The sequence below is a fragment of the Janibacter cremeus genome, assembly GCF_029395675.1.
Taxonomy (GTDB): Bacteria; Actinomycetota; Actinomycetes; order Actinomycetales; family Dermatophilaceae; genus Janibacter; species Janibacter cremeus_A.
Genome location: NZ_CP115184.1, coordinates 1,609,600 through 1,624,195, shown reverse-complemented (window position 1 = coordinate 1,624,195; position 14,596 = coordinate 1,609,600). Strand labels below are relative to the sequence as shown.

At 72.1% G+C, this 14,596-nt stretch carries 14 protein-coding genes; 7 read left to right on the top strand and 7 right to left on the bottom strand.

Annotated elements, in window-relative coordinates; genetic code table 11:
• Window positions 1-3: 3 nt before the first annotated feature.
• A complete protein-coding gene (locus O9K63_RS07570) occupies window positions 4-549 on the bottom strand; it encodes an Rv3235 family protein (RefSeq protein WP_277242028.1) in 546 nt (181 codons plus the stop codon).
• Window positions 550-582: 33 nt separating this feature from the next.
• A complete protein-coding gene (locus tag O9K63_RS07565; RefSeq protein ID WP_277242026.1) occupies window positions 583-1,419 on the bottom strand; it encodes a LysM peptidoglycan-binding domain-containing protein in 837 nt (278 codons plus the stop codon).
• A 128-nt stretch (window positions 1,420-1,547) separates the two neighbouring features.
• On the opposite strand from O9K63_RS07565, the gene O9K63_RS07560 reads away from it, so the two are divergent.
• A complete protein-coding gene (locus tag O9K63_RS07560; protein WP_277242024.1) occupies window positions 1,548-2,087 on the top strand; it encodes a hypothetical protein in 540 nt (179 codons plus the stop codon).
• Between the two features lie 9 nt (window positions 2,088-2,096).
• Here O9K63_RS07560 and O9K63_RS07555 read toward each other — a convergent pair whose 3' ends face one another.
• The gene (locus O9K63_RS07555; RefSeq protein WP_277242022.1) at window positions 2,097-2,312 is read right to left on the bottom strand and encodes a helix-turn-helix domain-containing protein; all 216 of its coding nucleotides are present in this window, start codon (window positions 2,310-2,312) and stop codon (window positions 2,097-2,099) included.
• 127 nt (window positions 2,313-2,439) lie between these two features.
• Between O9K63_RS07555 and O9K63_RS07550 the strand changes: the two genes are divergently transcribed.
• The 4 genes from O9K63_RS07550 to O9K63_RS07535 are packed head-to-tail and all read left to right on the top strand — an operon-like array spanning window position 2,440 to window position 6,310.
• Window positions 2,440-3,108 (top strand): hypothetical protein, encoded by a 669-nt coding sequence (locus tag O9K63_RS07550; protein ID WP_277242021.1) that lies wholly within the window; start codon window positions 2,440-2,442, stop codon window positions 3,106-3,108.
• Entirely contained in the window at window positions 3,105-4,457 is a 1,353-nt protein-coding gene (locus O9K63_RS07545) for an AAA family ATPase (RefSeq protein WP_277242019.1), read from the top strand. Before O9K63_RS07550 ends, O9K63_RS07545 begins: the two co-directional genes overlap by 4 nt.
• Window positions 4,458-4,484: 27 nt before the next feature.
• On the top strand, window positions 4,485-5,915 hold the full coding sequence (locus tag O9K63_RS07540; protein ID WP_277242017.1) for a WS/DGAT/MGAT family O-acyltransferase: 1,431 nt from the start codon (window positions 4,485-4,487) through the stop codon (window positions 5,913-5,915).
• Window positions 5,915-6,310 carry a DUF6912 family protein gene (locus O9K63_RS07535; protein WP_277242014.1) on the top strand — a complete coding sequence of 132 codons (396 nt, stop codon included), beginning with the start codon at window positions 5,915-5,917 and terminating at the stop codon, window positions 6,308-6,310. Before O9K63_RS07540 ends, O9K63_RS07535 begins: the two co-directional genes overlap by 1 nt.
• Here the strand turns inward: O9K63_RS07535 and O9K63_RS07530 are convergent.
• Genes O9K63_RS07530 through O9K63_RS07520 form a run of 3 tightly spaced genes read right to left on the bottom strand, consistent with a single transcriptional unit; the run spans window position 6,291 to window position 7,616 of the window.
• Entirely contained in the window at window positions 6,291-6,779 is a 489-nt protein-coding gene (locus tag O9K63_RS07530) for a DUF2505 domain-containing protein (protein WP_277242012.1), read from the bottom strand. The two genes, O9K63_RS07535 and O9K63_RS07530, sit on opposite strands and share 20 nt — an antisense overlap.
• A 34-nt stretch (window positions 6,780-6,813) precedes the next feature.
• Window positions 6,814-7,335 (bottom strand): WXG100 family type VII secretion target, encoded by a 522-nt coding sequence (locus O9K63_RS07525; protein ID WP_277242010.1) that lies wholly within the window; start codon window positions 7,333-7,335, stop codon window positions 6,814-6,816.
• Entirely contained in the window at window positions 7,332-7,616 is a 285-nt protein-coding gene (locus O9K63_RS07520; RefSeq protein ID WP_277242009.1) for a hypothetical protein, read from the bottom strand. The genes O9K63_RS07525 and O9K63_RS07520 overlap by 4 nt, the downstream gene beginning before the upstream one ends.
• 179 nt (window positions 7,617-7,795) lie before the next feature.
• Between O9K63_RS07520 and O9K63_RS07515 the strand changes: the two genes are divergently transcribed.
• A complete protein-coding gene (locus O9K63_RS07515) occupies window positions 7,796-12,616 on the top strand; it encodes an NAD-glutamate dehydrogenase (RefSeq protein WP_277242007.1) in 4,821 nt (1,606 codons plus the stop codon).
• 29 nt (window positions 12,617-12,645) lie between these two features.
• Entirely contained in the window at window positions 12,646-14,109 is a 1,464-nt protein-coding gene (locus O9K63_RS07510) for a sensor histidine kinase (protein WP_277242006.1), read from the top strand.
• A 67-nt stretch (window positions 14,110-14,176) separates the two neighbouring features.
• Here O9K63_RS07510 and O9K63_RS07505 read toward each other — a convergent pair whose 3' ends face one another.
• Complete coding sequence (locus O9K63_RS07505) at window positions 14,177-14,425, bottom strand: WhiB family transcriptional regulator (RefSeq protein ID WP_277242004.1); 249 nt, start codon at window positions 14,423-14,425, stop codon at window positions 14,177-14,179.
• Window positions 14,426-14,596: the final 171 nt, after the last annotated feature.

Here is a 14,596-nt window from a genome sequence, read left to right as displayed (position 1 = left end):
CCGTCAGCCGACCTGGAGGGCCTCGACCACCCAGCGGCTGTCACGACCGACGAGCCGGAGCGCCAGGGCGCGCACCCGCTCACCGTCGACGAGGACGACCGATGCCTCGACGACGTCGTCGGCGGGCTCGCAGACGAGCACGCGCGTGACCCGGGTGCGGTGGGTGGTCCGCTGCCCCCGCTGACGCGCTGCACGCCGTGCAGCACGGGAGCCGCGCCTGGCCACGACGGCGTAGACCTCCGGTGTCGACCACCGCATCACCTGGCTCGGCGGCCGGATGCCGTGCATCACCTCGACCAGGGCCTGGGCGATGTGTGCGGCCCACTCCCGGGGGTCGGGGAGATCGCACGCCCGGGTCGGCTGCGGACCGAAGAGCTGCTCGTCGCTGGCGGCGGCGAAGTCCACGGCGAGTGAGTCCTGCACGTACGGCTCCGGTGCCGTGACCGCCATCGCCCGCTCCGCCCGGCCCTGTGCGTGCGTCGGAAGGGGGATCCCCGCCGGCGCGTGGCGTGGTGACGGCAGGACGTGCAGCGGCTGCAGGGCGGTCATGGCGTTCCTTCTTCTCCGGTGTCGGGTCGGTGGTCAGGTGGCGGGTGGGGGAGTGAGCTGCGTCCCGGGGAGCAGCACGTGCGGGTCGTCGCCGATGAGCGCATGGTTGGCCTCGTGCCACCGGGGCCACTCCCGGGCGATCTCCACGTCGGTCGCGGCCGGCCCCAGGTGGGCGGCGGCCACCGACCACAGGGAGTCGCCACGCCGGACCACGACGGTGTGCTGCTCGGCACCGGCGCGCTGTCGACCGGTGAGCAGCTGCGGATCGGTGCGGTGACGGCGCGGGGGCCGGCTGGGGACCCACCCGGGGTCGGCGACGGAGCGCGTCACCGGCGTCGTCGGACCGCCCGTCGTCGCCAACCAGCCCGGTGCGGGCGTGGCGGTGGTGCGTTGCCTGCCCGGGTCCGGGGTCGCCGCGAGCACGGGATCGGGGGTCGGTGCGAATGCGGGGTCGGGGGTCGGTGCGAATGCGGGGTCGGGGAGCGCGGACGAAGCCGGCTCCTCGCTCGTGCGCACGGCCGCCACGGCCGTCCCCGGTGCGATGGTCGCGCCGACCGAGGCACCCAGGGCGACGGCCGCCCACCGCTGGACGAGCGCGGGGGTGACCCGGTCGCGCAGCCCACGGGCGGCATCGCCGACCGCTCCCGGCAGCCCGGCCGCCAGTGTCAGGGCCAGGCACAGCGAGAGCCAGCCCGCGATGAGGGCCGCGCCGGTGGCGGCCAGACCCGTGACGGCGGCGGCGGGGTCACCGGCGCGTGAGGAGGTGCTCTCCAGCAGGCGCACGGCGCTCTGGCCCAACGCTGCCGTGACGACCAGTCCGCCTGGCAGGCAGGCCAGCCCCAGTGCTGTCCGTGAACGTGTCATGGCCATCCCCCCGACACCTGATCCCTTGTCTTTGACGACGTTGAATGTCATTTGATGCTGTTTGATGTTGTTTGACAGCAAACCATGACTTCTGGTGGCGCGCAACAGGCGGGCTCGGCCGATACATTGGGGCCGTGCGCTGGGACCGACTCTTCGAGGACCTCGAGGCCCGGGCGGCTGCCCAGTCCCGGCTCGAGCTGGATGCCGAGGTCGCCGAGCGCACTCGCCTCGAGCGCGCCCGGGTCACCCTCGGCGAGCGCGTGGCCGGCGCCGGAGGCGTGCCGCTGACCCTGCGACTGCGCGGTGGCACCGTCGTGCGGGGACAGGTCGAGGACTCGGGTGACGGCTGGGTCCTCCTCGTCGAGGAGGGCGGACGTCAGCTGCTCGTGCCGGTGGCCTCGGTGCTCGGCATCTCCGGGCTCGGGCGGCCGCGGGACGACACCCGCGCCCGGCGGTTCGGCCTGGGCTCGGCCGTGCGGGGCGTCAGTCGTGACCGTCGGGCCGTCGTCGTGCGCGACGTGGACGGGGGGAGCGTGCACGGCACGATCGACTCGGTGGGGGCCGATGCCTTCGACCTCGCCGAGCACCCGAGCGACTCACCGCGGCGGCCGGAGAACGTGCGCGGCACGCGCGTCATCCCCTTCGGCGCGGTCGCGATGATCGCCTCGACCTGAGGGGTCGACTCAGCCGCGATCGCCGTCCTTGCTCACGAACTCGCGGGTCTGGGCGTACATCCGCTCGATGTAGGCGTCGAGCTCGTCGACCTCGACCCGCCACTGGCCGCGCCCCCCGACCTTGATCGCCGGGAGCTCGCCGCTGCGCACCAAGGCGTAGGCCTGGGCGGCGGAGACGCCGAGCACCTCGGAGACCTCGGTCAGCGGAATGAACTTGCGGGCCATGCGCTCAGTCTGCCATCGCGCTGGTGCGGACGGACACGTCGTGGTGGGCCTGTGGACGGTCATCCGGCACGCGAGCCGTCGGCGATGCATGATGCTGCATGGCTCGCCCCCGACCCGAAGGACTCCCGTGAGCGCCCTGCCCACCCGAACCGCCCGTCGCCTGGTCAAACCCTCGTGGAAGGACGCCCGGCTGGTCGTCGGTGTCCTCCTCGTCCTGCTGGCCGTCGTCATCGGGTCCCTCGCCTTCAGCGCCGTGGACGAGCGGGTCGGCATGTGGGCCGCCAAGCACACGCTCACTCCCGGCCACGCGGTGAGCGAGGAGGACTTCGTGCGCGTGGACGTCCAGCTGGGAGAGGCGACACCGGACTACCTCAGGGTCGATGACCGTCTCCCCAACGGCGCGATCATGGACAGGTTGCTGGAGCCCGGTGAGCTCGTCCCGAAGGCGGCCGTCATCGATCCGACCGACAAGCGGGTCCGCGAGGTCCCGGTGCGGGTCGACGCGATCTACCTGAGCAACCTCGCGGTCGGCTCCCGGGTGACGGTCTACGTCCCGGAGAGGGCGAGCGAGGACGACTCCTCGGACGAGCCGATCACCTACACGCCGCTCGTCGAGAGGGCGACCGTGTCATCCCTGCCGGAGGCATCACGCGGTGTCATGGGCTCCGGCTCCGGGTCGTCCGCGGTGATCGTCGTGCCGGAGGACCAGGTCGCCGACCTCCTCTCCTACGACCAGAAGGACACGCCGGTCAAGCTGGTCCTGGAGTCCAGCAGCGAACGGAGGGACGACGCGTGAGCGCAACCGTCCTGACCGCGCTCGCTCCCGAGTGGGAGGGCCGCATGGTCGAGATCGTCGACCGGCTCCCGGGTATCGGCGTGGGACGACGCTGCGCCGACCTGGCCGACCTGCTCGCTGCCGCATCCGCGGGCCACGGCGACGTCGCACTCGTCTCCGCCGAGCTGCGCGGCCTCGACCGGGACGCCCTGCGGCACCTCGGTGAGCACGGCGTGCGGGTCGTGGCCGCGAGCCGGGACGGTGGCGAGGACGAGGAGCGCCGGCTGCGACAGCTGGGGATCCCGAGACACATCCACCTTGGCAGCCCACGGGAGGCCCTGGTCGAGGCGCTGACCTCCACCGGGACCACCGCGACGGAGATCGCCGGACTCACGCTCGACCCGGAGGAAGCGCCCTCCGACGAGCAACCCCCTTCGCTGGTGGAGGACGTCGGGGACGAGTCGGGGACGGTCCCGCAGGACGAGGGCCCGGGGACCGTCGTGGCCGTGTGGGGGCCCACGGGGGCGCCCGGCCGGAGCACGCTGGCCGTCAACCTCGCCAGCGAGGTGGCCGCCAGCGGCACGCCCACCCTGCTCGTCGACCTGGACACCTACGGCGCATCGGTCGCGCAGCTGCTCAGCGTGCTCGACGAGGCGCCCGGGCTGGCCGCCGCAGCCCGGGCCTCGGAGCTGGGGACCCTCGACCTGCCGTCGCTGGCCCGGCTGGCCGTGGAGGTCGCTCCGCGGTTCCGCGTGCTCACGGGGATCCCGACCGCCAGCCGGTGGCCCGAGGTGCGCCCGGCCGCCGTCGAGCAGATCATCGACCTGGCGAGATCACTGGCAGCCGTCGTCGTCCTCGACTGCGGGTTCAACATCGAGGACGACGAGGAGCTCAGCTACGACACCCTCGCCCCACGACGCAATGCGACGACCCTGACCGCCCTGGCGGAGTCGGACGAGCTGCTCCTCGTCGGGGCGGCCGACCCGGTCGGGCTGCAGCGGATGGTCCGGGCCGCCCAGGCCGTGGGACAGGTGCCCTCGCCACGGCCGCGGCCCGTGGTCAACCGCGTCCGCGCCTCCTCGGTCGGTCCGGACCCACGGCGACGTGTCGCGGAGTCACTGGAGCGTTTCGCCGGGCTGGAGGAGGTGACCTTCCTCCCCGACGACCCCGCTGCGGCGGACGCTGCGCTGCTGTCCGGACGGACGCTCGTCGAGTGTGCGCCGGAGAGCGAGCTGCGTCTGGCGATCGGCCGGCTCGCCGCCGTCTTCACCGGGCTCACCCCGGTTCGCCGTCCCGCGCGACGCTGGTTCCGCCGACCCCGGGGCGCACGCGTCGCGCAGGGGACGTCACAGTCCCACGGGGGTGCCTGATCGCCTCGTCCGTGCCACGATGACGGCGTGGTGAACAGACTCGGTGCCCTCGACGCGGCCTTCCTCTACGTGGAGGAGCCGACCCTCCCGATGCACGTCGGGTCCGTCATGGTCTTCCAACCGCCCACCGAGGGCTTCGACTACGACCGCTTCATCGTCGTGGTCGGGGACCGGATCGCGGGGCACGCCCGGTACCGCCAGCGCATCCGCGAGGTGCCCGCACGGCTGGACAACCCCGTGTGGGTCGACGACGTCCACTTCGACCTGACCTACCACGTCCGCCGGTCGGCGTTGCCCGCGCCGGGCTCACGCCTCGAGCTCGAGGACTTCGTGGCCCGGATCATGGCGCGCCCGCTCGACCGGGACCGACCGCTGTGGGAGGCGTACTTCGTGGAGGGGATGGCCGACGGCACGTTCGCCATCATCACCAAGGCCCACCAGGCGATGGTCGACGGCATCAACGCGGTCGACCTCGCCCACCTGATCGTCGACCCCGACGCCGTGCCGGTCGACGAGCGCGCCGGGGAGCCGCACCCGGAGCCCTCCGACCTGCGACTGGTCACCGACGCGGTGCTCGGCTCGGTGATCAACCCCGCGCGAATCCTCCAGGGCGTGCGGTCCGGCCTCGGCGATGTCACCGAGACCGGCCGCCGGGCCGTCGAGACCACCGGGCGGGTCGTCTCCACGCTGGCCCGGGTGGGTACCCGTCCGGCGCCGAGCTCCCCGCTCAACGCCCCCGTCGGCGCCGCGCGCCGCTACGTCATGGTCGAGACCGATCTCGACGACTACCGCGCGGTGCGCAGCCGCCTGACCCGGGGCCGGTACGTCGACGACGTGACCATCAACGACGTCATCCTCGCCACCGTCACCGGTGCCCTGCGCTCGTGGATGCAGACGCGCGGCCTGCCGGTGACCGGCACCTCCAAGGTGCGCGCCATGGTGCCGGTGAGCATCGTGGACGGTTCCGGTGACCACCTCACCGACGCGGCCATGACCGCGTGCTTCATCGACCTGCCGATCGGGGAGAACGCCCCCTCGATGCGGCTGCACCAGATCTCCTTCGCGATGCGTCAGCAGATCGAGTCGGCCTCCGCGGAGGGCGTCGACGCGGGGTCGCTCGTCTCGATCGGCGGCTTCGCCCCGCCGACCCTCCACAGTCTCGGCGCCCGGCTCGGCAGCGCCATGTCGCGTCGCCTCTTCAACCTCGTCATCACCAACGTCCCCGGTCCCCAGCAGGCGCTCTACGTCGAGGGGTCCCGGTTGTGCGAGACCTACCCGGTGATGCCCCTCGGTCGGGAGCAGGGTCTGGCCATCGGCCTGACGTCCTACGACGGAAAGGTCTACTTCGGCCTCAACGGTGACCGGGAGGCGCTGGCCGACCTCGGCCTCCTGGCCCAGTGCATCGAGGACGCGCTCGCCGAGCTGCGCTCGACGCCCGGATCGCACAGGTCCTCCTGATGCGCGTCTACCTGCCCCTGCTCGTGGATGAGCTCGCCGAGGTCCGTGCCGCCGGCCGCCTGCCGGCACGGCAGGCCCACGGGGTGACCGGTGCCCTGCGCGCCGACGACCCCCGGGCCGACGAGGAGGATCTGGAGTTCGAGGCCATGTGCCAGGCCCTGGACGCTGCCCGGGCCCTGGGCCGGGGGCGGCGAGTCGTCGCGGCCGCGGACACGAGCACGCGCGAGGACGCCGGCGACGGGGCACTCCTCGACGGGGCCGACCCGCTGCCCCTGAGTGAGGTGGTCTCGTTCCACGTCGAGGAGGGCAGCGGTGACGTCGGGACCGGGTACGACGACCTTCTCTGGTACGACGTCACCGAGCTGGACGGGTTGGTCAGCGCAGTCGCTCCCTGAGCAGCCGCACCTCGTCGTCGAAGGACTCCTCGATCGTCGGCTTCGCCGCAGCCTCGACCTTCCTGCCGATCAGGGGCACCGAGCAGGTGAGGTCGGCGTCGACGACGAGCCGACTGCCGCCGCCCGCGGGGGAGAGGGTCACGGTCCCGCGCATGCGGATCGGTGCTCCGGTGACGTGGAGCTCGAGGTCGGCGGTGCGCGTGCCGTCCGCACGAAGGGGGTGCCACGTCTGCTCCTCGGTCACCTTCAGGGTGTCACCGACGAGGGACGAGACGACCGTGGGCATCCTGCGTGTGGGCAGCTCCCGCTCGGTGCGCACTCCGAGACGGTCACCGCCCAGATCGGTGATCGTCGCGCTCGAGCTGCCGTGCTCGGTCGCGACTTTCGCCTGCTGGTGCGCGTGCGTGGCGATGACGGCGAAGACGTCCTCGACGCCGGCGTCCAGGCTGGTGGTGCGCGAGATCTTCATGGCGACACGCTAGCGCCGTCGGCCGGCTCCGGCGTCACCCGCGCAGCTCGTCGCAGGCCCGTGCCAGCAGCTCCCGGGCCCGGGCGAGGTCCGTGGCCAGGCGGGCACGGTGCCGACCGAGCGTGGTCACGGTCTGGTGGACCCGCTCCTGGAGGCGCTCGCGGCGCTCGTCCTCGTCGCGCAGGGTCGCGGCGTCCGCGACGCCGGTGATGCCCCACCCCTTGGTCACCGCCCCCTCGCGCACCTCGAGTCCCAGTGCGGCCGCGGCGTCCTCGAGCTCACGCAGGCGGGCGATCGCCGTCGACAGGTCGGTGGCCGCCGTCTGGAGGGACCGTCCGACCTCGTCGAGGGCGCTCGCGACGGCAGTGGTCTGCTCGGCTGCGGTCGAGGTGCGTCGGCGCAGCTGGACCGAGCGCGGACCGCGCCACCCCGGGGAGGCCTCGGCCAGGGCGCGCGAGAGGTCCTCGCCGTCACCGCCCAGGTGGGCCGCGGCACGCCTCAGGGAGGCGCCGAGAGCGCTCATCGAGGCGGGGTCGCCGAGCAGCGGGGTGGTCATCGCGACTCCCGGGCGTGGGTGGCGTCCCGGCTCGTGGGGCGGGTCGGTGCCGCGTCGGCGGACAGGGACAGCGACAGCTCGCGGCAGGTGGCGGAGAGCTCGCGCAGCGTGTCGACCGCGGTGTCGATCATCGTCTCCAGGGCCGCCTGGGTGGCGTGGTCCCCGACGGTGACCATGTGGTCGAGGAGCTCGTCGCCGTCGTCGGCGCAGTGGTCACCGGTCGTCGTGAGCGCGTCGACGAGGGCGGCGACGTCCTCGGGGCGCGGGTGCGAAGGGGGCATGGTCCGGCCAGCGTAGCGACGCGGGGGGCGGCTCCGCCGCACCGTGTCCACAGGTCCGTGTCGGCGGCCCGAGGCCGACGACGGGCCATCGTGTGACGGACCTCATGCTGGTACTACCCTCGGTGCAAGGACATCGCCGTCCACACCACCCGCGCGACGCAGAACGAGGACGCCCATCCATGGCCCAGCTGCCTGCCACTTCCGCTCCCGAGGTCGTGCTCGGAGACCCCGCTGCACTCGCCGAGGCCGCCGCCGCCGCCGGCGTCGACCCGGCTTTCGTCGAGCGGTACCTCAGACACGGCGACACCACCGAGCTGCAGGGCAGGGGCGCCGAGGCGCTCGTCGCCATGGCCCGTGCCCACAGGGACGTGGCCCGGCAGTGCCGCCCCGAGGAGACGATCGTGCGCGCCGCCGACGGCATCCTGCACATCGTCACCGCAGACCGGCCCTTCCTCGTCGACTCCGTCCTCGGCGAGCTGTCCCGGGAGGGCATCGGGGTCTCCCTGCTCCTGCACCCGCAGCTCGTCGTGCGTCGTGACGGACAGGGGATGCTGGTCGAGGTCGTCGACGTGGACGCGGGGCAGGGACGTACGGGGACCGACGAGGTCGAGGAGTCGTGGATCCGCATCGAGCTGGCCGACCGGTGCGACCACGCGCTCGTCGAGGAACGGGTCAGCGAGGTCCTCGATGCCGTCGCGATGGCCGTGGAGGACTGGCAGCCGATGCAGGACGCGACCCTGCGGCTGGCTGCCGATCTCGAGGCAGGCCGGGGGCCGGGGTCGAGCGACTCGCAGCGGGCCGCCGCAGAGTTCCTCCGGTGGCTCGTCGACCACCACTTCACCTTCATCGGCACCCGTGACCACGAGGTCGAGGTCGCCGCCGACGGGTCCGTCACGGTCACCCCGATCGCGGGCAGCGGGCTGGGCATGCTCCGCGACGACTCCACCGCCGAGTCGATCACCCCGCTCGGTGGTCCCGACGAGCAGGTGGCGGCCGGGACCGCCCTGTCCATCGGCAAGTCGCGGGCGGTCCTGCCGGTGCACCGGGTGACCCACCCCGACCTCATCGCCGTGCGCGTCCATGACGACGAGGGACGGCTGGTGGAGCGGCGCCTCGCCGGCCTCTTCGCGTCGACGGCCTACACCAGCTCCGTGCTCACGATCCCGCTCATCGCCGACAAGGTGCAGGCGGTCCTCGACCGCTCCGGGTGGTCCCACAACAGCCACTCCGGAGGCTTCGCCCGACGGCTGTTCGAGACCTTCCCCCGCGACGAGCTCTTCCAGGCTCCCGTCGAGCACCTCCTGCGCGTGGTGACCCGCATCCAGCAGATGGTCCACCGCATGCGCACGGCGACCTTCCTGCGGCTGGACTCCGGTGGGCAGTTCGTCACGGCGATGATCTACCTGCCCCGTGACCGGTACACCACCGCGGTACGGCACCGGGTCGAGGAGCAGCTGCGCGAGGCCACCGGCTCGGACGAGGTCTCCTTCACCGCGCACGTCTCCGAGGAGCCGATGGCCCGCCTCTACTACATCCTGCGGGGGAGCAACGGCGTCCGGCTGCCCGAGGGGAGGGCCCGCGACGACGTCGACGAGGCCATCACGGCCGCGGTCCTCACGTGGGAGGAGCGTCTCGTGCGCAAGGCCGAGGAGCTCGTCGGGCACGAGCACGCCGAGCAGCTGATCGCCCCGTGGAGTGGTGGTTTCCCCGCCGACTACGAGGAGGACTTCAACGCCATCCAGGCGCTGGCGGACCTGAAGAACCTCGCGCGCCTGGGGCAGGGGACCCCCTTCGCCTGCGCCCTGTACAACCCCCGTCCCGGCCACGGTGGCGGGGACGACCCCGCGATCCGCCGGTTCAAGATCTTCAGCATCGAGGAGCTGATCCTCGACGACCTCATGCCGATCTTCCGCGACCTGGGTGTCCAGGTCATCGAGGAGGAGCCCTACACGCTCACCCGGGAGGACGGCGTCGCCGCGGGCATCTACGACTTCAGCCTGCGCGTCGACGACCCGGCCGTGTGGGAGGCGCACGACCACGACGCGCTCCGCGAGCTCGTCGAGTCGGCGGTGGCAGCAGTGCAGTCGGGACGTACGGAGTCCGACGGGTTCAACGCCCTGGTGATCCGCGCCGGCCTGACCTGGCGCCAGGTCGCTCTGCTGCGGGCCATCGGCCGCTACCTGCGGCAGATCGGCAGCTCCTGGGGGCAGCGCACCCTCGAGGCCGCGATCGTCGAGCACCACGGGGTCGCCCGGGAGATCGTCGAGCTCTTCGAGACCCGGTTCGACCCCGACCGCTTCGACGCGGTCGCGGGGGAGGCGCGGGAGGCCGCCGAGGCCGAGGGCATCGAGCGCATCGACGCGGCCCTGGAGGACGTCTCGTCGCTCGAGCAGGACCGCATCATCCGTTCCTTCGTCGGGTTCGTCCGCGCGACGCTGCGCACGAACTACTTCGTCACCGACGAGGACGGCGCACCCCTGCCGCGGATGTCCTTCAAGCTCGAGCCGGCCGAGGTCCCGGACATGCCGAAGCCGCACCCGGCCTTCGAGATCTGGGTGCACAGCCCGCAGGTCGAGGGTGTGCACCTGAGGTTCGGGGCGGTGGCCCGTGGTGGTCTGCGCTGGAGTGACCGGCGTGACGACTTCCGGACCGAGGTGCTCGGTCTCGTCAAGGCGCAGATGGTCAAGAACGCCGTCATCGTGCCGACGGGGAGCAAGGGCGGGTTCTTCGCCAAGCAGCTGCCCGACCCGGCCCTGGACCGTGACGCGTGGATGGAGGCCGGCCGCTCTGCCTACCGTCGATTCATCTCCGGGCTGCTCGACGTCACCGACAACCGCGTCCAGGGCGAGATCGTGCCGCCGGAGCGGGTGGTCCGCCACGACGGCGACGACTCCTACCTCGTGGTCGCGGCCGACAAGGGGACGGCGTCCTTCTCCGACCTGGCCAACTCGATCGCCCGCGAGTACGGCTTCTGGCTCGACGACGCCTTCGCCTCCGGAGGATCGGTCGGGTACGACCACAAGGGGATGGGGATCACCGCCAAGGGAGCGTGGGAGTCGGTCAAGCGACACTTCCGCGAGCTCGGCCACGACACCCAGACCGAGGACTTCACCGTCGTCGGCATCGGCGACATGGCCGGTGACGTCTTCGGCAACGGGATGCTGCTGTCGCAGCACATCCGCCTCGTGGCGGCCTTCAACCACATGCACGTCTTCATCGACCCCGAGCCCGATGCGGCGGTGTCATTCGCCGAGTGTGAGCGCCTCTTCGCCCTGCCACGCAGTACCTGGGACGACTACGACCGGTCGCTGATCAGCGAGGGTGGCGGCGTGTGGTCCCGCCACGCCAAGTCCGTCCCCGTGAGCGAGCAGGCCGCCCGTGCACTGGGCCTCGACGGCCCCACGGACCTCACGCCGAACGAACTGATCCACGCGGTGCTGCAGGCGCCGGTGGACCTGTTGTGGAACGGCGGGATCGGCACCTACATCAAGGCGGACGGGGAGTCGGACGCGGCCGTCGGCGACCGGGCCAACGACGCCATCCGCATCACCGGGTCCATGGTCCGGGCCCGGGTCGTCGGCGAAGGGGGCAACCTCGGAGCCACCCAGCGTGGCCGCGTCGAGGCGGCGCTGGCGGGGGTGCGCCTCAACACCGACGCCGTGGACAACTCCGCCGGCGTGGACACCTCCGACCGGGAGGTCAACATCAAGATCCTCCTGGGCGAGGCCATCCGCCGCGGCGCGCTCGCGAAGGACGACCGCGACGAGCTGCTCGCGTCGATGACCGACGAGGTCGCCCAGCAGGTGCTGCGCGACAACTACGAGCAGAACGTCCTCCTGGGGAATGCCCGGGCCCAGGACGGCACGATGCTCGCCGTGCACGAGCGCCTCATGGAGTCGCTCACCGAGCGCGGCGACCTGGACCGCGAGCTGGAGTTCCTGCCGACCGCCCCCCAGGTGAAGGACCTGCTCGACGAGGGCCGCGGCCTGACCTCGCCGGAGCTGGCGGTGCTGCTGGCCTACTCGAAGATGGCCCTCAAGGAGGACCTGCTCGAGTCGGACCTCCCCGACGATCCGGCGACCGAGCGGCAGCTGCGCACGTACTTCCCCGGCCCGCTGCGTGACGAGCGGTTCGCCGAGGACGTGGCGGGGCACCCCCTTCGCCGGGAGATCGTGACCACCGCCGTGGCGAACGACCTCGTCAACCGTGGCGGGATCACCTTCGTCCAGCGGGCCGGCGAGGAGACGAGTGCGACGCCCGTCCAGATCGCTCGTGCCTTCCTCGTCAGCCGGGAGGTCTTCGGCCTCGACGACTTCGTCGCCCGCGTGGAGGCCCTGGACAACGTCGTGCCCACGCAGGTGCAGACCCGCCTGTACCTGGAGTTCCGCCGGCTCATGGACCGGTCGGTGCGCTGGTTCCTCGCCTCACGGCCGGGACGGTTGCAGCCGGCGGTCGAGATCGAGCGGTTCGCGGAGGTCGGGCGCCTGGCACCGATGGTGCCGGACTTCCTCGACGGGTCCCAGGCCGATCGGCTGCAGCGCAAGACCGAGGAGCTCATCAGGGACGGGGTGCCGGACGACCTGGCCCGGGACGCGGCCGCGCTCATGGACAGCTTCGCCCTCCTGGACATCGTCGACATGGCGCACGACAGGGAACGCACGCCGCGTGAGGTGGCGGAGGTCTACTTCCTGCTGTCCGAGTCCTTCGGCATCGACGAGCTGCTCACGCTGGTCACGCACCTGCCGCGTGAGCAGCGGTGGGACTCGCTGGCCCGGGCCGCGTTGCGCGACGACCTGTACGCCACCCTGCAGACGCTGACCCGCTCGGTCCTCGAGCGGGACGGCGTCGACGCCCACGAGCGGTACGCCGCATGGTCCCGTGACCACGACGAGGCAGTCGAGCGCGTCGACACCCAGCTCGCCGGGATCCGGCAGCTGAGCGACCCGGGTGTGGCCGCCTTGTCGGTGGCCCTGCGCACGCTGCGGTCGGTGACCCGCTGACCGGTGTCGCACGTCGTTAGGATCACGGCGTGCGGACACTGGCGGACTTCCTGCGGATCACCCCCGGCCTCGAGGCGGGCGACGCCGAGCGGCTGCACCTGCTCATCGAGGACTGGCAGGTGCTCGCCGACCTGGCCTTCAGCGACCTCGTCCTGTGGCTCGCCCAGGAGGACGGCTGGGTCGCGGCTGCCCACACGCGACCGATGACCGGACCGATGGTCTTCGTCGAGGAGGCCGTCGGCCTCGGTGCCAGCGCCGTCTTCGGTGACCTCGTCTCCGACGCCGCGCGGGAGGGGATGAGCGAGCACGTCCGCACCCGTGGGCAGGACCTCATCCACGAGCGGGCTCGTCCCGTGCGCCGCAACGGCCGCACGATCGGTGTGCTGAGCATCCACGACCTGCTCGACAGCGGCCGGCCGGACACCCGCCTGCAGGAGTGCTACGGGGCGATGGGCGACGACCTCTTCGCGATGGTGCCCGAGGGCAGCTGGCCCACGCCGGGGTACTCGCCGAGCGGCGTGCGGCAGGGCGCGCCGCGCGTGGGTGACGGCGTGATCCGCCTCGACGCCGCGGGGGTCGTCGAGTACGCCTCGCCCAATGCGGTCAGCGCCATCCGCCAGCTGGGCCACCAGGGCCCGCTCGAGTCGGAGGTCCTCGTCCGCGTGGTCAGCGCCCTCGCCGCGCAGGTCGGCCAGGTCGACGAGAGCCTGGCCATGGTGGCGATGGGACGCGCGGCGTGGCGTGCGGATGTCAGCACGGACGGAGCCGCGCTCGCGATGCGGGCGATCCCGCTCATGAGAGGGAGGCAGCGCCACGGGGCGATCGTCCTGGTCCGCAACATCTCCGAGCTGCGCCGGCACGGCGAGGAGCTGATGACCAAGGACCAGACCATCCGCGAGATCCACCACCGGGTGAAGAACAACCTCCAGACGGTCGCGGCGCTGCTGCGCATGCAGTCGCGACGCATGCCGGAGGAGTCCGCCCGGATCGCGTTGACGGAGGCCGAGCGGCGCGTCGGCGTCATCGCGATGATCTACGAGGCGCTGAGCACCGGGTTCGCGGAGACGGTCGACTTCGACAACATCGCGGTGCGGGGCCTGCGGGCGGTCGTCGAGGTGGCGCGGACGACGGGCGCGATCGACTCGAGGTTCACCGGGTCCTTCGGGATGATGCAGGCAGAGGACGCGACGGCCATCGGCCTGATCCTCTCGGAGCTGATCCAGAACGCGGTCGAGCACGGGATCCCGGACGGTGGCACCGTCGAGGTGGACGCCCACCGCTCCGACGAGGGGGAGAGCGACATCCTGCGGGTCACCGTCGTCGACGACGGGGCGGGACTGCCGAGGGGCTTCCGACCGAGCCGGGCCGGTCTGGGGACGCGGATCGTCACGTCGATGGTGCAGGACCTCGGTGGCCAGATCCGCTGGGACGACGCCGAGCCGCGGGGGACCCGGGTGCGGTTCAGCGCCCGCCTGCAGGGCGTCGACCGCTGACGGCCCCCACACGACGAAACCGCCCCCGAGCAGGTGCTCGGAGACGGTGGTCAGCGTGCGTGGGGGCTCAGCCGGCGCGGCGGGCGCGGGCCTTGCGGCGCTTGAGCGCGCGGCGCTCGTCCTCGGAGAGTCCGCCCCAGACACCGGCGTCCTGACCGGACTCGAGCGCCCACTGGAGACAGGTGTCGATGACCTCGCAGCGACGGCACACCTTCTTGGCCTCCTCGATCTGCGCGATCGCGGGGCCGGTGTTGCCGATGGGGAAGAAGAGTTCTGGATCCTCGTCCAGACAGGCTGCGCGGTCGCGCCAATCCATGGGGGATGTGCTCCTTGATGTCGGGGGAGGTCGTCAGTGGCCTGATGGGTGGTGCCAGTGGGGTAACGATCCGGGTCGCCGGAAAAATTTCATTGCCTCGGACACACGAAACTCCAAGATACCGCGACGACCACCCCGTGTGTCGAGACTTACTCGCGTGTCACTTGACGT